Consider the following 21,382-nt stretch of genomic DNA (forward strand, 5'->3'; position numbering starts at 1 on the left):
TCACCACGCCGCCGTTTGCGCAGAGGTCGGCTGGCGGGCGCGTTCCTGTGAGCGTCTGATCTCCGCCTCAGATTCGGTCCGGCCTGCCCAGATCCCGCGTTCGACGTCGACGCTTTTGCCCGGCTCCAGGTCCTTGTACACGTCGAAGAAGTGTTGGATCTCCAGCTTGTGGAAGTGTTCCAGATCCGTGATGTCGCCCAGGTGCGCGAGGCGAGGGTCAGCCGTGGGCACGCACAGCACCTTTGGGTCGGGCCCCTTCTCGTCCCGCATCCGGAACATGCCGATGGCCCGGCATCGGATGAGGCAGCCGGGAAAGGTCGGTTCCTGTACCAGCACCAGCGCGTCGAGGGGGTCGGTGTCTTCGCCGAGGGTGTTTTCGATGAAGCCGTAGTCGGCCGGGTACTGAGTCGCGGTGAACAGGGTGCGGTTTAGCCGGATCCGGCCGGTCTGGCGATCCATCTCGTACTTGTTGCGGGTTCCCTTGGGGATCTCGATGGTGACGTCGAACTCCATGCGGCTGCTCCGCCCTTCGGACCTTCAGTCGGTGACCGGCTATCGGCCTGGTCGGTGATGAACACGCCGATCTCGCTGCCGTGCGAGTGTCGAACACCGACAACAACGCGGCGGGCCAGTAGCTGTAACGGCTGGTTCGGCGGGCGAACGCAGGCACCTCGAGAGTGTTCCGCCGCGGTTGGGGCCCGCCGGCCTCCGACCGACGCGGGACCGCTGTGGTAGGTCAGTTCGCCCCGGAGCGAGTGATCAACAGAGGTAGGTGCAGGGCGAGGACCAAGAGCAGTCCCCGGATGCGGCCGGCGCGGCGGCGTATGACGCGCCGGACCCGTTCGCGGTGCATTCGCGCGGTGGGGCCTTCGCGGGGCGCGACGGGCCTGGTCCGGTCCGACACCCGGTCTGCCTCGTCCGCTGAGGCCCGGTGCTTGCGGGCCGACGATGCCGGGTTGGATAGATGTGTGCCCTGTCGAACGCGGCGTGTCCGGTATGCGAGGGACGAGACATCAGCGGGCGTTGCGGCCACGACCCCCAATTGACTTCCTCCACCGCCATGAATGGCGGGGATTCCCTCCGCGCTGCGCGCGGAACGCGCAACGCCCGGGTGGGTTCCTGCTTCACCGCGATCAGCCGGAGCGTGCTCCGGTCTTACGTCCGCTCCACAGGCGTTTTCCGTCTCCGCATGCCCTGCGGCGACGTCTGGTGCGGCGGGCTCCAGCTTGGTTATCGCTGGAGCCCGCCCAGATTTTACCACGGTCAATGACACGCTCGAGGCCTGGCGGCCCCTCCCGTGCGGGCCTTCACCCCCGCCCTCAAGGTCGGAGCACTGGCCCGCATCTTGGTAGCACCAAGCGCGCCAGGCCGAACAAGCGTACGATCGAGTTATCCCGGAATCGACGACATCCCATTCCTGAGGTGCCAGCCACACCGGCCCTACCCCAGGGGATGTCATGTCCGTCAATCGCACCCGAAACGCACCGGCAGACCCGGCCACCACAGCGCCGCCGCGGGCCCCAGCAGGCCCCACCCAGCCAGGCGCCCCCCACCCTGGCGAGCGCCGCCTGGATCAGCCGCGCGAACAGCCTGCCCGGGACGTGTGGAAGACCGACGGGGGCAGCCTGGCTGCCATGATTCCGACCGCGCGGCGGAACCGGGCCCCGATCCTGGGCGCGTGGATCGGAACAGTGATGACAGCAATGAGGGAAGCAGCCACCCGTGTCAGCGTCGGGCGCCGGTTTGCCGCGCACCCATCCCCGCCCTCACCCGACTCCGGCGAACGCCCCGCCGCCGGCACGAAGATCCACGATAGGAAGGAACCAGCATGACACCCATGGTCGACCGCATCCGCACATTCCTGCACAACCCGCAAGGACAACGGCTCACCCGCCAAGCGCGTGAGCAGCTCAACAAGCCCGACAACCAGCAGCGGCTGCGGAAGCTTGCGCAACGACTCCGGCGACGCGGGTGACTCCCGGCGAGCCCGTCAGATAGCCAGAGCCACCATGACACGTCGTCGGCGTCGCCAGTGACGTCAGCAGCGGGACCAGGGCGCGCCGCCGTCCTGGTCCCGGCCTGCGGGGCCTCCAGGACAAGGAACGGCGCCGTTGCGTTGTGGAACCGGTGGACGGGTTGAACCTGGGCAGGGTCCGCGGTCAGATTGCTTGGGCGACTTCGGTGAACGCAGCGGCGACCCGCGTTGTCGGCGGGGCGTCGACCGCGAGTTCGTAGTGGCCGCGTCGAACGTTCTGCATGAAGGCATGTCCGGCGATGATCACCTGTGCTGTCTCCTCCGTTCGCAGCCCATGCATCGGTCTCAGCCGGCGTTTGACCTGGCTGTGATCAGCCTCGATCGGATTATTGGCGTACTGCTCGACGTGGTGCCACGCCGACGGGATCAGCTCGTCGATGACAGCGGGGGTAGACCGCGGCGGCGTCGGTGACCACCTCGCTGGGTGTCACCTTCAACGCCGATAGCGCCCGGCGGAAGAACCTCCGCGCCGCGCCGGCGTCCCGACGCGCCGAGACCAGCACATCGATGACCTGCCCGTACTGGTCGACCGCCCGGTACACGTACCGCCAGACTCCGTTGAGCTTGACGTAGGTCTCGTCGACGTGCCACCTATCGCCTGGTGAATGGCAGCAGAACCGGGCAGCGTCGGCCAACAGCGGCGTGAACCGCTGCACCCACCGGTACACGGTGACGTGATCGACCTCCACGCAGCGCTCGACCAGAAGTTCCTCAACGTCCCGATAGGACAGATTGAACCGCAGATACCAGCGCACTGCGACGACGATCACCTCGGTTGGGAACCGGAAGCCAGCGAACGCCGACTTCGGTGGCAGCCACGAGCGAGGACGAATCAACGACTTCACCGATCAAGCCTGCCTCGATCACGCCAACGCTCAACGCAACAGAGCCTCGACAGCAGCCTGCTGCTACTGCGCCGCGGCGACGAGTGGCTGGACTACCGATACTTCCACTCCTCAGGCCCCGGCCGCCAGCCGGACACATCGGTGCGTAGAAGGCGGCTGACTCCTTCGAGGACGCCGAAGAGGTCGCCGAGCAGGAAGCCCTGGTCAGGGCAATGCCGGTGGGATCGGAGTACCAGCCCGTGGGACCCATGTCGCGCCTGCGCGTTTGGCCGCAGAGTCAGGCGTCGATTCAGCAGCTTCGCTCCTGGCCCGCGGACGGTGCTCGACACGCTTTCGACGCGGGTCGATCGCGGAGCCGCAGCAGAGTGACCACTTCGGTCTTCACTGGGAGTGCAAGCACGCCAGATCGCCACATCGTTGCTGCTCACGGCCTTGGCCGGTGGCGGGCTGCTTGAGCACTTCGGCAAGGATGACCACTTCGTTAGCGTGCACCCAACCTGCTCCCAGCGAAAGCCCCGCCCCGGCCGCAGACTCGTTACCGCCCTGACCTGCGCATACTCCCCACCAGGCGAGATAGAGCGCAGTTGAAGTCTGTTCAGCGCCGTTGAGCACTGCGTGTGAAACGGGACGCCGGATGCACTCTGAGCTGCGAAAATGAGAAGCCGCAGGTAGCGGCGGGTGCAGTTGAGCGCCGTTCGATGCCGTTGAACGCAGTTCAACGCCGTTCAGTGCACCCGGCTGCTCCCGACCTGCTCCCCCGAACCGGGCTCGTACCCGGCCGGCGACCGCCGACGGATCGTGAGCTGCCGGCCCAGTGCCTCGGCACCGGAGGCAGTCTCATGCCGTTAGGCCGTGTCTTCAAAGGGTTACAACCACTGCAGTAGTGCGGCGATGGTGACGGTGGCCTGATACGAGGTGGCGGTCTTGTCGTAGCGAGTCGCCACGCTGCGGCACTGCTTGAGCCGGTTGAAGCAGCGCTCGACGACGTTGCGCCGCTTGTAGAGGTGCTTGTCGAACGCCGGTGGCCGGCCGCCCCGGTGGCCTCGCCGGCGGCGGTTGGCCTGCTGGTCTGCGCGTTCGGGGATCGTGTGCCCTATGCCTCGCCGGCGCAGGTCGGCCCGGATGGCCTTCGAGCTGTAGCCCTTGTCGGCGATGACGTGGTCCGGGCGGACCCGAGGGCGGCCGGGACCTGACCGCCCGACACGGATCGCGGCCATGACCTGGGTGAAGCGGGTGCAGTCGTTGACGTTGCCACCCGACAGCACGAAGGCCAGGGTCCGCCCGAGTCCGTCGCAGGCGAGGTGAATCTTGGTGGTCAGTCCACCTCGACTTCGACCGAGGGCGTGATCTTGTGGTTCGTCCGTTTCTCGGCGCCCCCTTTAGCGCGGAGGGCGTGCTGGTGGGCTCGCACGATCGTGGAGTCCACCGACACCAACCAGTCGATGTCCCCGGCGGCGTCCGCGTCGGCTTGAACCCCGGCCAGCATCCGCTCGAACGTCCCATCCAAGGCCCACCTGCGGAAACGGGTGTAGATCGATTGCCAGGACCCGTAGCGGGCGGGCACGTCCCGCCATGCCGCTCCCGCCCGGATCTTCCACACGATCCCGTTGAGCACTCGCCGATCATCTGCACGCGGGCGACCACCCGTTACCGCCGATGGCAGATACCGGGACAACGACTCCCACTCGACGTCCGACAACTCGTAGCGACGACCCACGCGCTACATCATCCGATATCAAGATCCTTTGAAGACACCGCCTAGTAGCGCTTTGTTAGGTCGGCGTGTCGTTGGGGTGCTCGAAGTGGTCCGGGTAGTTCGATGTTGGGGTGACTCCTGACGAGCTTTCCGTTGTGCGGCAACGGCTTGAGGCGTTCGCCGTGGATGTGTTCACCCCGTTGGTTCGGTCTGATCAGCGGGCCAAGGGTGAGACGTATCTGCGGGGGCTGCTGCTGGACGGGCGGCGTAAGTCGATGCAGCCGATGGCGCAGCGGCTCGGGGTGGATCATCAGGGTTTGCAGCAGTTCGTGACGACCTCGACGTGGGACACCACGGCGGTGCGGATGCGGCTGGCCGCGCGGGCGGTTGAAGTGGTCAAGCCGGTCGCGTGGGTGGTTGACGACACTGGCTTTCCGAAGGACGGCAAGAGCTCGCCGGGCGTGGCCAGGCAGTATTCCGGCACCCTCGGTAAGGTCGCGAACTGCCAGATCGGAGTGAGCGTTCACGCCGTGACCGACACCGCGTCGTGCCCTCTTGACTGGCGGCTGTATCTGCCGACGGTCTGGGACGACGACGCTGTTGACGAGGCCGCCCGTCCCGGGGTGGCCGCGGCCCGGGCCCGCTGCGGCATCCCTGATGAGGAGCGTCATCGCCCGAAGTGGGCGCTGGTGGTGGAGATGCTCGACGAACTGGTCGAGTACGGGCTGCGACCGCCGCTGCTGGCCGCCGACGCCGGCTACGGGGACAACAGCCAGTTCCGCAGTGCCCTGGATGAACGCGGGATCGGTTACATCATGCAGGTCAAAGGCGACGCCCTCGCCCATAAGCCAGACGTGCGGCCAGTCGAGCGGGTCTGGTCCGGGCGGGGTCGCCCACCGACGCGCACCGACCCGCGCTACCCGAAGACGGCGATCAGCCTGGTCGAACACGTCCGCGCCGCCGGACACGCCGCCGCGGAAACGATCACCTGGCGGGAAGGCTCAAAGGGCACGATGAGCTCCCAGTTCGTCTTCCTTCGGGTGCGTCCGGCCGGGCATCGCGTGGCCCGGGACGCCGATGGCCTCCTGCCCGAGCGGTGGCTGATCGCCCAGTGGCCCGACAACGAGGCCGAGCCGGTCAAGTACTGGCTGTCCAGCCTGCCCGCCACCACCAGCCACACCGACCTGATCCGCTACGGCAAGATCCGCTGGCGAATCGAACACGACTACCGCGAGCTGAAGACCGGCCTCGGCCTGGACCACTTCGAGGGCCGCTCCTGGATCGGCTGGCACCGCCACATCACCCTCGTCACGGCCGCGCACCTGTTCATCACTGAACTACGCCTGGACCCAAAAGCGGCTGCGCCGGCCTGACCCTCTACACGGTCATCCGCGAGCTGCAACGACTCCTCGCGACCTGGACCGGCGCCTGCCTCACCTGCCACCAACCCGTGAAACCGCTACATCGGGCGCGCTCGGTCATGTCCCAGGGGCCTGGACCGGCCACCCGGATATCGATATGCATACGGTTCTTGCCGGACTTGCCCTCGGGCACCTTGAGGAAACCAATGGCAGGGCCCCGGCCATCCGGGTCGACGATGGACGCGTTGTCGGGCTCGTCGAAACCGGATTCCTTGACATAGCCGAGGGCCAGCGCCCAGAAGGCAGCGATTCGCTGGGGATCGTCGGCATCGCAGCCCAAGGTCCAAAAAGTGGCCACGGCGCCAACGTACGCGAGCTACGACAAGCTGTCATCGGCAGATCCGGTCGTTCAGCGACCGGTGAGCCGGCGCGCTGATCGCGGCTACATGACAGTGCTTTCCGTTGTGGTCCGCGCGGCCGATGGGGCTTGCGTCTCGGGCCGGTGGTGCCGAGGTTGGGCGAGTTCCTACGTCGGTGTGGTGGGTCTTGGGGCGACGGTGGGGATCGATGGAAGTCGGCGCAGCGCCCGGATGGCTAGTACGGCGACCGGTACGCCCACAGCTAGGACGGCGATGACCTGCACGGAAGCGATCGTGGCGAGTGTTGTGCGCTGTGCCTGGTCGCTGTAGTCGGGCAGGGTTGCGGTTCGCAGGGCGAGCGTGGTTACGGCGAGCAGGGTGAGCGCCAGTGACCATGGCAGCGTGCGAGTTGGACGACTGGATACTCGGATGGCGAGGTGGACCACCATGGCGGCCGTGACCACCCCGCAGCACAGGCCCGGCCAGTCCAGCAGCCTCAGCGCCGGTGCGGTCGTCTGGATGGTGAACAGCGGCACGGGGACGAGGAGGATGCCGATCGGCAGCGCGAGGAGCCAGGGGCGGCGCGGCACAGGCGGGGCGCCGTGGTGAAAGGCCGCCATGGCGAGTAGCAGGACGACGTCGATGAGCCGCATCGCCCAGGGTGACACGGACAGCGGTACGTCGCCGGCGGCCTGTTCCACGGCGGTGGTGATGGCCGGAGGCACGATGGCGAGCAGGGCGACCGCTTGGGCCACGCGTCGGTGTCCGAGGACAAGCGCGATGTAGGCCGGTAACCAGGCGTAGCCGGCGAGGTTCCACGCGGTGTGCCAGATGCTCCCCGGCGGGGTGAGTGCCCATTCGGGTGGAGGAGCCGGCAACGAGGCGATCTTCCCGGAGAGCCACAGTGCGACGGCGATGCTCGCGGTGACCATGACGGCGTGGGTCAGCATCGCCATCAGGGTCGCCAGTCGCACGGCCTGCCCCCAGGCGAACGAGCGGAGTGGCGCGTCAGCCCCGCCGAGACGCAACCGGACGGCGAGGGACACGATGCTGGCGACCTCCGACAGGCTCGGCCGGCCATAGTCGGCGGCGTACGCGGTGGTCTCGGAGCCGCCGGTGTCCATGCTGTCCAGGAATGCGGCGACCATGTCGTCTTCCCATTCCTGCCGGTAGGCGGCGGGCAGCAGCCGAAGAACGAACCGGTAGCGCTCCTCCAGCCGGCTCACGACGGCGTCCCCGTGATCGGGTTCCGCCGCTCGCGCAACCGGGTCGAGGCGAGGCGTGCGTTGGCGGCCAGCCGTTGAGCCTCTGCGTCGAGGGCATGGCGACCCCGCTCGGTCAACCGGTAGTACCGGCGTAACCGTCCTTGCCATGCCTCCTCGCGGTCCAACTCGACCAGGCCATCACCGACGAGTCGGTCCAAGACCCCGTACAAGGAGCCGATCTTCAGCTGCACGCGGCCCCGCGACAGTTCCGCCACCTCCGCGACGATCCCGTAGCCGTGCCGCGGAGCGTCGAGCAGCGCGGTGAGGATGAAGAAGGCTGGTTCCGTCATCGCCCGAGAACTCATCCACCTAATATAGTGTAAGACAAGATATGCTGTGTGCCGGAAGTCGAGCTGGCACCGGCGGGTTCACCGGGCCCCGGCACGCGCGGAGCCCACGACAAGAAGGAGTGATCATGGGCGACGGTGACGCGGCGGACGCCGGAGACCTGGGCGGGCCGGATTTCGCTCCTGCGATACCGGCGGTGGAGAGCAGCGTCGTCGGCGCCCCGCCCGCCAACGGGGCGGCCATCGTCCTGGGTCCCGGATACAGCGGTCAGGTCCTACTGCCCCGGACCCCGCAACGGGTCCGGCCGCTGCCCCCAGTCGCAAGCAGTGACCTTGACGGCGGAGCTGGAGAGGATTCACGGGCAGCGCCGACGATCATCCGTAACGGGGCCGGAAGCTAGCGAACGACCGCGTCGGCACGTCCGGACGTCGCAGACCGGTGCCGACGTCACCTTCGGTGACGAGCGCTTCGCGGCAGATGTGCGCATCTGATTTCATCGGCGCCGATGCGATTACACCGGCCCGACATGTACGGCAGCGCCATCGCCCGAGATTGTCCTCGGCAAGGTCGACCCCGCCGCGGACGACATGCTCGACGCCCTGCCTGCGCGCCCGGCCGACGAGCCCGTTCGTGGAGGCATTGAGGTCTCCCGCCCCGGCTCGACCCTTGAGACCGGCGCGCCGCCGACGCTCCCCTCAATCTCCCCGCCACTCGCAACTACGCACTTGACCCGGTCGCGGTCGCCCAGTTCGTCCTCGTCATCAGTGCCTCGCTGTTCGACCGGTGACGCGGAAAGCGCCGGACCGCCGCCGGGACGGCGACAGCGTCGCCCTCGATTCCGCAGTCGGGCCGGCCATGACGAGTTGTTGCAGCTCACGAGCAGGGCGTAGAGGGTCACGCTGGCGGATTCGCTCTGGGAACGCCCTGCTCCCAATCTGCTCCCAATTTAAGGGGCAACAGCGCGGAAGCCCATTACCGGTTGAACCGGTGACGGGCTTCCTACCTGGGTATATCTATGGTGGGCGATACTGGGATCGAACCAATGACCTCTTCGGTGTGAAGCAGGACGCTACACCGACTCTGACCTGCGGAGACGCGAGACCGCAGGTGGGGGCGCATGCCGTTGGGCATCGTTCGATGCCGTTGAGTGCCGTTCAACGCCGTTCAGGGCACCCGACTGCTCCCAACCCGCTCCCCGATCCCCGCCCCACATGGACCCACACGGTATACCGAGACGTCTGCCTAACGCAGGGCCGTCCGCCCCACGTCCTACCGCCAATCACCTCTGCGGGAAACCGGAACCCGGTGAACGCCGACTTCGGAGGCGACCAGGGACGACCAGGTCTCGACAGCTGCACCCGTCAAACCTGCCTCGATCCCTGGACACGGGCAATGCAACAGACCCGTATCGCCCGGTCGCTGGGCTGGTCGACCAGGACCACGCAGCGCCGGATCCACACGCTGATGGAAGACCTGGGTGGCACTACCCGCTTCCAGATGGGCATGAGCGCCACAGCGCGTGGCTGACTGTGACTCTCGACCCCAACCGACGCCGGGTGGAACACCCTCTCGATCACCCTTCGATGATCGATTCCCGGCCTCCGAGACCGCTGTCGGGCGTTGCAGGTTGCCGGCCAAGACAGCCGCCGGAGATCGTGTCACACGGGAAATCTCCGACGACTTCCGGCGAACTGCCGGATCAGTCCGGCACCGGTCTGGCCTCACTCCGGACGATGGCCCAGGCCTGCGTGGCGTCCTCGGCAGCCAGCGCGAGCTTGGCCAGTCGGGCGCAGTCGGCGAGGGTGTGCTCGGCCAGCGCCGCCCGCACGGGCGCCAGGGCCCGCGATGACATCGACAGGCTGGTCACGCCGAGGCCGGTGAGCACCACCGCGAGCAGCGGATCGGCTGCCGCCTCCCCGCAGACGCCGACCGGCTTGCCGGCTGCGCCGCCGGCGGTCGCGCAGGCGGCGATCAGCTGCAGCAGCGCCGGCTGCCACGGATCGAGCAGCTCGGCCAGGTCGCCACACTGCCGGTCGGCGGCGAAGACGTACTGGCTCAGGTCATTGGTGCCGATGCTGAGGAAGTCGACCTGGTCGAGCAGTTGCGGGGCGCGCAGCGCCGCCGCCGGCACCTCCACCATGACGCCGACGTTGGTGAGGCCGGCGGCGCGCGCGATCGTGGCGAACTCGCGGGCCTCGGCGGCGGTGGCCACCATCGGCGCCATCACCCGGACGTCGGCGCCGGTCCGCCGGCAGGCCAGGTCGATCGCTTCGAGCTGGGTCCGGAGCACCTCGGGTCGGCGTCGGGCGACCCGCAGACCGCGGACGCCGAGGGCCGGGTTGGGCTCGCCGGCCTGGTCGAGGAAGGGCAGCGGCTTGTCGGCGCCGGCGTCCAGCGTCCGGATCACCACGGGGCGGCCCGCCATCGCCGCGAAGACCTCGGCGTACGCCCGAACCTGCTCGTCCAGGCCGGGCGCCGTGCTGCGGTCGAGGAAGAGCAGCTCGGTGCGGAAAAGCCCGACGCCCTCGGCCCCGGCGGCCTCGTCGCCGCGCAGCTGGGCCGCCGAGCCGATGTTCACCAGCAGCTTCACCGCGTGCCCGTCGGCGGTGCGGCCGGGTCCCCGGCTCGGGGTGGCTCGATCGCGCTGGGCGGCCGCCGCGGCGCGAGTGGCAGCCACGAGTGCCTCATCGACATCGGTGAGCACTTCGCCGGAGCCGCCGTCCACCCGGACCACCGTTCCCTCGGGCACGCTCAGCGCGCCGGCGCAGGAGACCACCGCGGGCAGGCCGAGTGACCGGGCCAGGATGGCGGTGTGGCTGGTCGGGCCGCCCGCCTCGGTGACCAGTGCGAGCACCTGTTCGGGGTCGAGGTCCGCGGTGTCGGCCGGCGCGAGATCGCGTGCGGCCAGCACGTACGGGTGACCCGGGGCGGGGACGCCGGGCATCGGCCGCCCGAGGCTCGCGGCGACCGCGCGGTCCCGGACGTCGTCCAGGTCGGTGACCCGCTCGGCGAGGTAGCCGCCGGCCGCCTGGAACGCCCGGCGGTGTTCGGCGAAGGCGTCGGCGATCGCGTGCGCGGCGTCCCGACCGCCCCGGATCACGTCGGCGATCGTCTCGCGCAGGACCGGGTCCTCGGCCATCATCGCCTGGGCCCGGAGGATCTCGGCCGCCTCCGGCCGCGCCGCCGCATCGGCGCGGCGGCGCAGCTCGGCGGCGACCGCGTCGAGGGCCGACTCGGCCCGCGCCAGCTCCGCCTCGACGTCGGGGACGGCGGTCGGCTCCGGCAGCCGGGGCGCCGGGGCCACCCGCAGCAGCGGACCGGCGGTCACGCCGGGGCTGACCCCGATGCCGGTCAGCCGCTCAGGCATCGACCGGCTCCTCGTCGAGGTTGCGGCGCAGCAGGTCGGCGAGCGCGTCCAGGGCGGCCTCCGCCCCGTCGCCCTCGGCGGCGAGGATCAGCTCGGTGCCGTGGGTGGCACCGAGTGACAGCACCGAGAGCATGCTGCGGGCGGGGACCGGCCGGCCGCCCGGCCGCCGGACGCTGACCGCGACGGGCTGGGCGGCGGCGGCCGCGACGAAGATGGCGGCGGGGCGGGCGTGCAGCCCGCTGGTCGACCCGACGGGGACGGTGCGTTCGGGCATGACGACTCCTAGGGGTGATGGATCCGGGTGGATCCGAGCCGGTCAGGGCTCGATGGTGACTTTGATGCCGGCGCCGCGGGAGACGATGTCGAATGCCTCGAGGGCGTTCTCCAGCGGAAGCCGGTCCGTGATCAGATCCACGACCGGCACCGCACCGCTGGCGATCAGCTGCAGCGCCGCCTTGTTGTGCGCCGGGCTGGACCCGTTGGCGCCGACGATGGTCAGCTCGCGGTAGTGCACCAGGTTGGCGTCGAGGGCGATGACCGGCTTGTCCTTGGGCAGGCCGCCGAAGAAGCTGATCCGGCCCTGGCGGCCGACCATCTGCAGTGCCTGCTCCTGCGCCGCCCCGGAGGCCGCCGCGGTGATGACGACATCCGCGCCGGCGCCGTCGGTCAGCTTGAGGACCGCGTCGACCGGGTCGGTCTCCGCAGCGCAGACCGTGGCGTCGGGCGTGACGAGCGCCGCAGCCATGTCCAGCCGGTCCCGGTTGAGGTCGACCAGGGTGACCCGGGCGGCGCCGCGGGCCCGGGCGAGCCGTACGTGCAGACAGCCGATCGGGCCGGAGCCGATGACGACGACGTCGTCACCCTCGCCGACGCGGGCCAGTTCCTGACCGTTGAGGACGCAGGCCAACGGCTCGGTCACCGACGCCTCGGCGAAGCTGACCCCGTCCGGGATCCGGTTCAGGCCGTCGACGGCGAGCACCTTGGCCGGGACGACCATGTGCTGGGCGAAGCCGCCGTCGTAGTGGTAGCCGATCGACTCCTGGTTGGGGCAGACGGTCATCCGGCCGCGGCGGCACTGGTCGCACCGCCCGCACGGAATCGCGGCGATCACCTGGACCCGGTCACCGGGTTGCCAGCCGGTCACCTCGGCACCGACCTCGGTGACCTCGCCCGCGACCTCGTGGCCCATCACCCGCGGCGGGTCGATGTGGTGATGGCCGAATCGCCAGATCTTCACGTCCGTGCCGCAGGTGGAGCAGTTGCGTACCCGGATCTTGACCTCTCCCGGTCCCGGGGTCGGTTCGGGTGCGTCCTCGATCCGCACATCACCCGGAGCATGGAAGCGAACCACCTTCATCAGTCTGTCTCCTCGTCGACCGGCTTGAGCAGCCGGAGAATCTCGTCGGCCTCGGTGGCCTCGCGCAACGCCAGGGCCCGCTCCGGATCCAGCAGGACTTCGGCCAGCTGGGCCAGGAGCGCGACGTGACCGTCGCCGCGGGCGGCGATGGCCACGCAGAGCACGACCTGCTCGCCGCCCCAGTCCACGCCAGCGGGGAAGCGGAGCACCGCGAGCGCGTCACGGCGTACGGCGTCCTTGCCGGCGAGCGTGCCGTGCGGGATCGCCACCCCCTCCCCCATGTACGTCGAGACCGACCGCTCCCGCGCCAGCATCGCCTCGACGTACGACGGGTCGACGGCCCCGATTTCGACCAGCACCGCGCCGCAGCGCCGGATCGCGTCCTCCCGGTTGGCGGCGGTCTCGTCGAGCCGGATCGCCCGGCGGTCCAGCAGCGCGGCGAGGTCCCCGCTTGCCACCTCAGCCATCGACCGCGCCGCCGTTCTTGACCGCGGCGACCACCTTCGCCACCGCCGGATCGCCGATGAACACCTGGAACGGCACGATGACCTTCTCGGGCGCGTTCGCCCGGGCCCGTGCGGCCAGCCCGGTGTGCACGACCACCACGTCGGCGTCGGCGGGGATGTGGTCGACCTGGGTGTGCTCCACGGCCACCGAGTGCTTGCTGAGCTGTTTGCGCAGCTGGCTGGCGAGCATCACGCTGCTGCCCATCCCGGCGTCGCAGGCCACCACGATCTTGTGGATGTCGCTTCCCTGAATCGTGCTCATCTGGTTCACGCCTCCGAAACTGCGGTGGAGTTAGCGGTTGCGGCCGCCCCGGCGGTCTGACGCGGCGCGGCCGCCCCCTCGCCGCCCGGCGGGACCGTGACCTCGGCGTCCCCGGTGCCCGGCTGTTCCGTCTGGGCGTCGCCGTTGAGTCGACCGAAGCCGAGCAACGCCGCCGCCACGAAGAAGGTGACCGCCGCCGCGATGAGGATGCCGAGGACGACTCCGAACCAGCTGCCACGAGGCGTGACGGCGGCGTAGGCGAAGACGCTTCCCGGTGACGGGGTGGCGACCAGGCCGGCACCGGTGATCATGAAGGTGGTGACTCCAGCGGCCCCACCGGCGATCATCGCGAGGATGAGCCGCGGCTTCATCAGCACGTACGGGAAGTAGATCTCGTGGATGCCGCCGAGGAAGTGGATGATGATCGCGGCCGGCACGCTGGGGCGCAGCGCGCGGGGCCCGAAGAACAGGAAGGCCAGGAGCAGCCCCAGGCCCGGGCCGGGGTTGGACTCGATCATGAAGAGGATGGACTTGCCCGTCTCGGTCGCCTGCGCGACACCCAGCGGGCCGAGAACGCCGTGGTTGATGGCGTTGTTGAGGAAGAGCACCTTCGCCGGCTCGACCAGGACCGAGGCGACCGGCAGCAGGTTGTGCCCGACGAGCCAGTCGACACCGTGACCGGCGAGGTTGGTGATGGAACGGACGACCGGGCCGATCACCCAGACCCCGACCAGCGCCATGCCACCGCCGATGATTCCGGCCGAGAAGTTGTTGACCAGCATCTCGAAGCCGGCCTTGATGCGGTGCTCGAAGGCCTTGTCGAAGAGCTTGACCAGGTACGCGGCGAGCGGGCCGACCATCATGGCGCCGAGGAACATCGGCACCGTGCTGCCGACCACGATGCCCATCGTGGCGACGGCACCGACGACGGCGCCGCGCTGGCCGTGCACCAGCCGGCCACCGGTGTAGCCGATCAGCACCGGAAGCAGGACGGTGATCATCGGGCCGACGAGCTGGGCGAGGTGGGCGTTGGGTATCCAGCCGGTGGGGATGAAGAGCGCGGTGATCAGACCCCAGGCGATGAACGCGCCGATGTTGGGCATGACCATGCCGGCGAGATAGCCGCCGACCCGCTGAATCCCTGCCTTGATGCCGGTACCCGTGACGGTGGGGGTGTAATCCGTGGCCATGGGAGGCCTCCTGTTCGACTGCCGGCTGAATTGCCGGTGGTGGGGGTTGGGGGTGGGGTCAGTCAGTCCCGGGTGAGCAGTTGCCGGACCAGGTCCGGCCGGTGGTGGATGTGGACGTGGTCGCGGCGCAGGTCGCCCGGCCGGGGCATCCGGCTGCCCGGCAGGCTGACCGCCGCCGCGGCCCACGCGAGGCCCTCGGCGAGCGCCTCTGCCCCGGCGGTACCGCCGGCCAGGAAGCCGGCGAGCAGGGCATCCCCGGCCCCGACGTTGCTGCGGGGCTCGGCGACGGGTGCGATTCCGGTGACGACGCCGTCCTCATCGACCAGCACGGCGCCCTCGGCGCCGAGGCTGGCCAGCACCGCCTTTGCACCCAGGGCACGCAGCTGCTGGGCGGCGACGACGACGTCTTCGGTCGAGTTGACGGCCCGCCCGGCGGCCTGAGCGAGTTCCTCCCGGTTGGGCTTGATCAGCGACGCTCCCGCGGCCGCCGCGGCGACCAGCGCCGGGCCGCTGGTGTCGACTGCGAGCGGGACGCCTGCGTCGATCAGTCGGGAGCAGAGCTCGCTGAACTCCTCGACCGGCAGGGACGGCGGGATGCTGCCGCAGACCACCGCCCAGTCGGCCGAGCCGGCGGCGGAGAGCACCACCTCGACGACCGCCTTCAGCTCGGCGCCGGAGAGCGCCGGGCCGGGCTCGTTGATCTTCGTGATCGTGCCGTCCGGCTCGGCCAGCGTGATGTTAGACCTGGTCCGGCCGGCAATCGGTACGGCGATCATGGGTACGCCCTCCGCCGCCAGCAGCCGCACCAGCTGCTCCCCTTCGGGGCCGCCGCACGGGATGACCGCCCGCGACGGCACGCCGTTGGCGAGCAGGGCCCGGGAGACGTTGACGCCCTTGCCGCCCGGGTCGAGGTGTGCGGGTGCGGCGCGCAGCACATCGCCCCGCACCAGGGACTCGATGGCGACGGCCCGGTCCAGGCTCGGGTTGAGGGTGACGGTGAGGATCACGCCCGGATCACCTCCGGACCGGCGTGCTGCAGCTCGCCTGCGGCGGCGGCGCTCAGCCCGGTGTCGGTGATGATGAGGTCGACGTCCGCGAGCCGGCCGAAGCGCGCGAGGTAGTCGTCGCCGAACTTGGTGTGGTCGGCGAGCAGAACCGTACGCCGGGCCGAGGCGATCATCGCCCGCTTGACGGCCGCCTCGGCCGGATCCGGCGTGGTGAGCCCGCGCTCGGCCGAGCAGCCGTTGGTCGCCATGAAGGCCACGTCGACGTAGATCTGGGAGAGCGCCTGCATGGCCCAGTCGTCGACCGTCGCCATGGTTCGGCTCCGGACCCGGCCGCCGAGCATGATCACGTTGAGGTTCGGTCGGGCGGCCAACAGGGTGGCCAGTGGCGGGGCGTTGACGATCACGGTCAGCTCGCGCTCCGTGTTCAGCACCTGGGCCAGCCGCCCGGTGGTCGAGCCGGCGTCGATGATGATCGCCCCCTCCTCCGGGACCTCGGCGAGCGCGGCCTTCGCGATGCGCTCCTTCTCCGCGGTCAGCACCGCGTCCCGGGCGGCGAGCGCGGGCTCGAAACCGAGGCGTTCGACCGGGATCGCGCCGCCGTGTACGCGGCGCAGCACCCCCGCACGCTCCAACGCGGTCAGGTCCCGCCGGATGGTCTCGCTGGTCACCGCCAGTTCCTCGGCCAGCACCATGACGTCGACCCGCCCCTGGGCCCGGGCTCTGCGGAGGATCTCCTGCTGCCGTTCCTCGGCGTACATCACTTGGTTTCACCGCCGTTTCGATGTGGCTTCCTCTGTGTTTACGCCCGATCGTGTTGGATGGTCAAGGGGTCTCACCCGCTAACTGCGCAAGCTTGACCGAAGCGGTACCTGGGAAAAGGAACAGATCGATATATCTCGGCACATACTGGCGAGCTGCGGGCGAGATGTGGGGTGATCCCGGTGCCGCGTCGCGCCCTGGAGGCGCTGGTCGGGCGCCAGGATCCGCATCACTTGCCGCGCCGGTACGAGGCGTTCGCGGAGTAAGCGACCGTCCGTACGGCTGCATACCACTGCCTGGCGCAAGACGCACCCCACCTGGACTGAGCCGGTCGCCCTTGGGAAAGACCCAGGCGGTACGACCCGGGAAGTGAGATCCAGGTCACTTTTGCAGGCGGCGTGCTACATCCATAAGCAGGTTATGCATAATGGGGTTATGCACTCGAATGCCTCCGGCACTGAGCTGGTTGTGGTGCTCGAGCACCTCGTGACGCTCATCCGCCAGGTCTCCACCGCCGGCGGTCTCAGCACGGCAGCCTCGTCCGCGCTGAACCGTCTCGGACGTGACGGACCCCACAGGCTGACGGAGCTGGCTCACGCCCAGGGCGTCTCCCAACCAGGGATGACGCAGCTGGTTACCCGCATGGAACGCGAGGGTCTGGTGCGCCGCACCGCGAACAGCGACGACCGCCGCGCCGTGCTGGTGGAGGCGACCGACGCCGGCCTCGACCTCGTCAGGCGCCGGCGTGCGGAGCGCGCCGACGCCCTGCAGCACCTGCTCGACCGACTCGATCCGCAGGATCAGGCCGCTATCGCCGCCGCACTACCCGCGCTCGCCCGGCTCGTCGAGGCCCGGGCGTCCGACTGAATACCCGCATCGACAAACACCACCTTCAGGAGAACCTGAAAATGACCGCATCACAGGGGACGGCCCGGAGCCCGTTCAAGCAGCCGCGTGCCGTCTGGGCCGTGGCGTTCGCCTGTGTCGTCTCGTTCATGGGCATCGGGCTCGTCGATCCGATCCTGCCCGCACTGGCCAGCAGCTTGCACGCCACGCCGAGCCAGGTGTCGCTGCTGTTCACCAGCTATCTGGTCGTGACCGCGGTCGCGATGCTGGTAGTCGGCTGGGTATCCAGCCGCATCGGCGCCAAGCTCACACTGGTCGTCGGCCTGATCCTCATCGTCGTGTTCGCCGCGCTCGCCGGCACGACGAACTCGATCGGCGGCATTGTCGGTTTCCGCGCCGGCTGGGGCCTGGGCAACGCCCTGTTCATCGCGACCAGCCTCGCCGTCATCGTGGCCTCGGCCAGCGGCGGCTTCGCCGGGGCGATCATCCTGTACGAGACCGCGTTAGGTCTGGGCATCGCGGTCGGGCCACTGCTCGGCGGCGAGCTCGGCAGCATCAGCTGGCGCGGACCGTTCTTCGGCGTCGCGGCGCTGATGTTCATCGCCCTCGTCGCGACCGTCGCGTTCGTCCCGGCCCTACCGAAGCCAGAGCACAAGACATCGTTAGCCGCGCCGCTCAAGGCCTTGCGGCACCGCGGCCTGCTGACCATGGGCATCATGGCCCTGCTCTACAACTGGGGCTTCTTCACCATGCTCGGCTACGCGCCGTACCCCATGGAACTCAACGCCCACCAGCTCGGCCTGGTCTTCACCGGCTGGGGCCTGCTGGTCGCCGCCTTCAGCGTGTTCTTCGCCCCGCGGCTGCAGGCGCGGTTCGGCACCGCGCCGGTGCTCTACGTCAACCTGCTCAGCCTCGGCATCGTCATGGCCATCATCGCGATCGGCGTGAACATCCCGGCGGCGGTCATCGGCGCGGTCATCGTCAGTGGCGCGTTCATCGGCATCAACAACACTCTGACCACCCAGGCGGTCATGCTCGTCTCGCCGGTGGAGCGGCCGGTCGCCTCCTCGGCGTACGGCTTCGTCCGGTTCATCGGCGGCGGCCTTGCCCCATTCGCCGCGGGCAAGCTCGCCGACGCCACCAACCTCAGCGTCCCCTTCTACCTCGGCGGCGTCACCTTCATCCTGGCCATCGTCGTTCTCGCCTCCGGCCACAAGCTGGTCGCCGCGGCCGAGAAGGGCCTGGTCGAGGGGGAGACGGTGCGCCCGAGCCTGCAGCGCGTCGGGGCCACACCGCCGGCTGGTTACCAACCTGTCATCGTCGCGGTCGGCGCCACCGAGGACGCCGCCAAGATCGTCGACGCGGCCGCCGCAATCGCCCGCGACGCCGGCCGCCCGTTGGAGGTTGTCCACGTCCGCGAGACCGCCGTAGTCGAGGAACTGGCCATCGACGCCGAGGACGCCGAGCAGGCACACTCCGCGGTCCTGGGCCACCTCGACCGGCTGGCCGCGCAGGGCATCGCCGCCACCGGTCAGGTACTCGCCAGCGTCGGCGACCACGCCGCTGCAGGTCGGGTCCTCGCTCAGCACGCCGACGACGTGGACGCGCGCGTAATTGCGGTCGGCCGGTCCCCGCGCGGGCCGGTGGCCCAGTTCGCCGACGGCAGCTTCACCACTGCGGTGACCCACGCCGCAGCCCGCCCGGTCGTACTGGTTGAACCCGGCAAAGCGCCGTACCGGTTGACAGCTTGACAGCGGCGTCGCTGCACGAGCTGCGCCTCAGAAGCACGTTGCGGAGGCGAGATACCGGCCACCAGGCCGCTAGTTTCGCCTAGCGGGTCGGCCAGGCGGCGCCGGCGCCCAGGCGTCGAGCATCCTTCGCGGCCGGTTGCCGTTGGAGAGGGCAATGGACGACGTGGTGGAGTTGCGGGTGCACGGTGTCGCCGGGGGATCGGCGACGAAAGTGGTCGGCCACCCGAACCTGGTCCAGGTCGCGGGCGACCGCCACGCGGGCTTCTACCGTCCCCGGCCGGGAGCCGGGGCGGCGGACGGGGCTGCCGAGATGACGGTCGAGGGCTACCGGTGGGGTGGCCTGACCGGCGGAGCGAAGCTGGTGAGCGCGCTGTCGTTGCTGCTGCTGCCGTTCATGCTGTGCAACCTGACGGTGTGGCTCCGGCCGGCGGCTCCGGACCGATTCAGCCTGCTCTCCGCGTTGTGCCGACTCCTGGGTGGCACCTTGACCGCTGGCTTTGTCCTGGCGATCGCCGGCGTCTCGATGGACCTGATCGGCTGGCAGTGCGCCTCCTACCAGCCCTGCGTCGCCGGTCGTCCGTACCTGTCCTGGCTGTCGGCGATACCGGTCGGCCCGCGACTGGCCGTGCTCGCGCTCGTCCCGCTGGTGGCGCTGCAGATCGTCTGGGGCATCAGTGCCCGACGTGCCCGCACCTTCGCCGCGTTCGGGGGGACTCAGGGCCGCCCCACCGTCGATTCGCTCGACGCTGCCGGATTCTGGGACGACGGTCCCTCGGTGATGTGGCTGCGCCGGATCCACTTCTGCCTCGGTGCCGCGACGCTGGATGCGGTGCTGCTCACCGCCCTGGTGCCACTCGGGGGCGGCGCCGTGGGAATGCCGCTGCTCGGCATCGCGATCGGGGTGCTGGGGTGGTGCGGGCTGCTGCTGTGCCGGCGTACGGCGCTGGGCGGACTGCCGCCGGCCCGTTCCGGGCGGCTGCTGCGCGCAGTCACCAACGTCCTGACCGTCCTGACCCTGGGCTACGCCTTGACCCTGCCCGCGGCCGATCCGAAGCCCGCGCAGCTGCCTGGATTCGAGGGCGAAACCGCCGGACTGTTCGGTGCGCAGGCCGCGTTGATCGTGGCACTCACCCTGGGCGCCGCACGCCGCATGCGGACCCGCCGCGGGCCGGACCGGCCGGCCCTGCTCGGGTTGGGGACCCCGTTCGTCGGGGCGGCTGCGGCCAGCGTGGCCGCCGCGTTCGCGGCGACGCTGGTGTACCGGGTCGCCGACTGGCTCGACCGGGGAATCGTCCCCGATCCGGCCCGGCTCGACCCGCCGGGCGTGCCGCCCCTGGAGCCACCGGTGTCCTACTGGTGGGCAACGCTCGCGGGGTTCGTCGCCCTGCTCACCACCGCAGCGGTGGCGATCTGGTCGATGCTGCTCAGTCGTGCCCGCCGCCGCGCGATGGCCGAGCGCGACATCAGGAACGACTACCCGGACGCGCAGCCAGAGGCCGAGCCCCGGCTCCGCGAGCTCCGGGAGATCATCGCCCGGTCGCACCTGGTCGACCGGCTCGGCCCGGTGCTGGTGGTATTCCTGGCGATCACCGCGTCGGGCCTCGGCGCGGTCGCGTTCGACCTGGTCGGCATCGGCCCGACGCGGCTCGCCGAGGAGCTGAGCGGGGGGACGGGCCAGCCGGAACTGGTCGTCGCGTACCTGACCGACGTGGGGATCTACGTGATCAGCCTGCTCGTCGTCGGGCTGGCGATACTGGGCGTGCAGGCCTACCGCTCACCCGACACACGTCGCGTGCTGGCCGTGTTGTGGGACCTGGGCACCTTCTGGCCGCGGACGATCCACCCCTTCGCGCCGCCGTCCTACGGACGACGGACCGTACCCGAACTCGGCAAGCGGGTGTCCGCCCTGGCCCGCAAGGGTGGCGTGGTCCTTTGCGGGCACAGCCAGGGGTCGGTGCTGGCGGTCGTCACGCTGCTGCAACTGCCGCCCGCGACGGTGAGCAGGGTTGCCCTGCTCACCCATGGTTCGCCGCTGCACCGGCTTTACGCCCGGTTGTGTCCGGCCTACCTCGGGGAGCCGACGCTGCAGAAGGTGGGCGAGCGGATCGGCTGGCGGTGGCGGAACCTGTGGCGGTACACCGACCCGATCAGCGGGCCGATCTTTCCCGGTTGCGCCAGCCGGGGAGCGGACGGGGACGCGCAGTCCGTGGACGAACGGCTGCGTGACCCGCGCAGCCTGACCGTGGACCCCGACGACACCGTGCCCCCACCCGTGGAAGGGCACTGGGCCTATCACACGCAGGAGGAATACCGGCGTGCCGTCCGGGACCTCGCCGCGCGGCTGCCGATCAGGACGGACGACGCAGCCCGGTGACGCGGCTCGCCCCCGTTGCCGCGGAGTCTCGCGGAATCGTCGGTGACGGCTGCTTGATGAGTCCCGGAAGATCGGGGGCAGGATGATCGACGTGCGGATCACGCAGTGGAGTGA

17 protein-coding genes and 2 pseudogenes are annotated in these 21,382 nt (G+C 69.8%); 5 read left to right on the top strand and 14 right to left on the bottom strand.

Translation table 11 applies throughout. The features are described 5' to 3' along the window. Positions 1–513, bottom strand: a complete 513-nt coding sequence (locus ACTWM8_RS20015; RefSeq protein ID WP_446210391.1) for an inorganic diphosphatase — start codon at positions 511–513, stop codon at positions 1–3. 1,324 nt (positions 514–1,837) lie between these two features. Between ACTWM8_RS20015 and ACTWM8_RS20020 the strand changes: the two genes are divergently transcribed. Beyond that, on the top strand, positions 1,838–1,975 hold the full coding sequence (locus ACTWM8_RS20020) for a hypothetical protein (protein WP_441149341.1): 138 nt from the start codon (positions 1,838–1,840) through the stop codon (positions 1,973–1,975). A gap of 184 nt (positions 1,976–2,159) precedes the next feature. Here the strand turns inward: ACTWM8_RS20020 and ACTWM8_RS20025 are convergent. Together ACTWM8_RS20025 and ACTWM8_RS20030 are read right to left on the bottom strand one after the other, a co-directional pair. After that, positions 2,160–2,850: pseudogene (locus ACTWM8_RS20025) on the bottom strand (IS6 family transposase). 896 nt (positions 2,851–3,746) lie between these two features. After that, positions 3,747–4,597 (bottom strand): annotated as a pseudogene (locus ACTWM8_RS20030) (IS5 family transposase). Between the two features lie 110 nt (positions 4,598–4,707). Between ACTWM8_RS20030 and ACTWM8_RS20035 the strand changes: the two are divergent. Further along, positions 4,708–5,949: an IS701 family transposase gene (locus ACTWM8_RS20035; protein ID WP_446210392.1), complete on the top strand. Its 1,242-nt coding sequence runs from the start codon at positions 4,708–4,710 to the stop codon at positions 5,947–5,949. 4 nt (positions 5,950–5,953) lie between these two features. Here ACTWM8_RS20035 and ACTWM8_RS20040 read toward each other — a convergent pair whose 3' ends face one another. The 11 genes from ACTWM8_RS20040 to ACTWM8_RS20090 all read right to left on the bottom strand — a co-directional run bounded on the left by ACTWM8_RS20040 (position 5,954) and on the right by ACTWM8_RS20090 (position 16,296). Continuing rightward, entirely contained in the window at positions 5,954–6,295 is a 342-nt protein-coding gene (locus ACTWM8_RS20040) for a VOC family protein (RefSeq protein ID WP_446210393.1), read from the bottom strand. Between the two features lie 168 nt (positions 6,296–6,463). Further along, entirely contained in the window at positions 6,464–7,522 is a 1,059-nt protein-coding gene (locus tag ACTWM8_RS20045; protein ID WP_446210394.1) for a hypothetical protein, read from the bottom strand. Continuing rightward, positions 7,519–7,866, bottom strand: coding sequence for a PadR family transcriptional regulator (locus tag ACTWM8_RS20050; protein WP_346535457.1), 348 nt, complete (start codon positions 7,864–7,866; stop codon positions 7,519–7,521). Before ACTWM8_RS20050 ends, ACTWM8_RS20045 begins: the two co-directional genes overlap by 4 nt. 1,682 nt (positions 7,867–9,548) lie before the next feature. After that, a complete protein-coding gene (gene ptsP, locus ACTWM8_RS20055) occupies positions 9,549–11,216 on the bottom strand; it encodes a phosphoenolpyruvate--protein phosphotransferase (RefSeq protein ID WP_446210395.1) in 1,668 nt (555 codons plus the stop codon). Then, a complete protein-coding gene (locus ACTWM8_RS20060) occupies positions 11,209–11,490 on the bottom strand; it encodes an HPr family phosphocarrier protein (protein ID WP_109943736.1) in 282 nt (93 codons plus the stop codon). The genes ptsP and ACTWM8_RS20060 overlap by 8 nt, the downstream gene beginning before the upstream one ends. A gap of 42 nt (positions 11,491–11,532) precedes the next feature. Beyond that, positions 11,533–12,573 carry a zinc-dependent dehydrogenase gene (locus ACTWM8_RS20065; RefSeq protein ID WP_446210396.1) on the bottom strand — a complete coding sequence of 347 codons (1,041 nt, stop codon included), beginning with the start codon at positions 12,571–12,573 and terminating at the stop codon, positions 11,533–11,535. After that, complete coding sequence (locus ACTWM8_RS20070; RefSeq protein WP_446210397.1) at positions 12,573–13,040, bottom strand: PTS sugar transporter subunit IIA; 468 nt, start codon at positions 13,038–13,040, stop codon at positions 12,573–12,575. The genes ACTWM8_RS20065 and ACTWM8_RS20070 overlap by 1 nt, the downstream gene beginning before the upstream one ends. Next, complete coding sequence (locus ACTWM8_RS20075; protein ID WP_446210398.1) at positions 13,033–13,341, bottom strand: PTS lactose transporter subunit IIB; 309 nt, start codon at positions 13,339–13,341, stop codon at positions 13,033–13,035. The genes ACTWM8_RS20070 and ACTWM8_RS20075 overlap by 8 nt, the downstream gene beginning before the upstream one ends. A 5-nt stretch (positions 13,342–13,346) precedes the next feature. Then, entirely contained in the window at positions 13,347–14,531 is a 1,185-nt protein-coding gene (gene mtlA / locus ACTWM8_RS20080) for a mannitol-specific PTS transporter subunit IIC (RefSeq protein WP_446210399.1), read from the bottom strand. Between the two features lie 62 nt (positions 14,532–14,593). Beyond that, the gene (locus ACTWM8_RS20085) at positions 14,594–15,538 is read right to left on the bottom strand and encodes a 1-phosphofructokinase family hexose kinase (protein ID WP_446210400.1); all 945 of its coding nucleotides are present in this window, start codon (positions 15,536–15,538) and stop codon (positions 14,594–14,596) included. Then, complete coding sequence (locus tag ACTWM8_RS20090; protein ID WP_446214603.1) at positions 15,535–16,296, bottom strand: DeoR/GlpR family DNA-binding transcription regulator; 762 nt, start codon at positions 16,294–16,296, stop codon at positions 15,535–15,537. The genes ACTWM8_RS20085 and ACTWM8_RS20090 overlap by 4 nt, the downstream gene beginning before the upstream one ends. Before the next feature lie 436 nt (positions 16,297–16,732). Between ACTWM8_RS20090 and ACTWM8_RS20095 the strand changes: the two genes are divergently transcribed. The 3 genes from ACTWM8_RS20095 to ACTWM8_RS20105 all read left to right on the top strand — a co-directional run bounded on the left by ACTWM8_RS20095 (position 16,733) and on the right by ACTWM8_RS20105 (position 21,268). Then, positions 16,733–17,164: a MarR family winged helix-turn-helix transcriptional regulator gene (locus tag ACTWM8_RS20095; RefSeq protein ID WP_207783768.1), complete on the top strand. Its 432-nt coding sequence runs from the start codon at positions 16,733–16,735 to the stop codon at positions 17,162–17,164. 128 nt (positions 17,165–17,292) lie between these two features. After that, entirely contained in the window at positions 17,293–18,894 is a 1,602-nt protein-coding gene (locus ACTWM8_RS20100; RefSeq protein ID WP_446210401.1) for an MFS transporter, read from the top strand. Between the two features lie 154 nt (positions 18,895–19,048). Then, entirely contained in the window at positions 19,049–21,268 is a 2,220-nt protein-coding gene (locus ACTWM8_RS20105) for a hypothetical protein (protein WP_446210402.1), read from the top strand. Positions 21,269–21,382: the final 114 nt, after the last annotated feature.

This window comes from Micromonospora sp. IBSANI012, assembly GCF_052814045.1.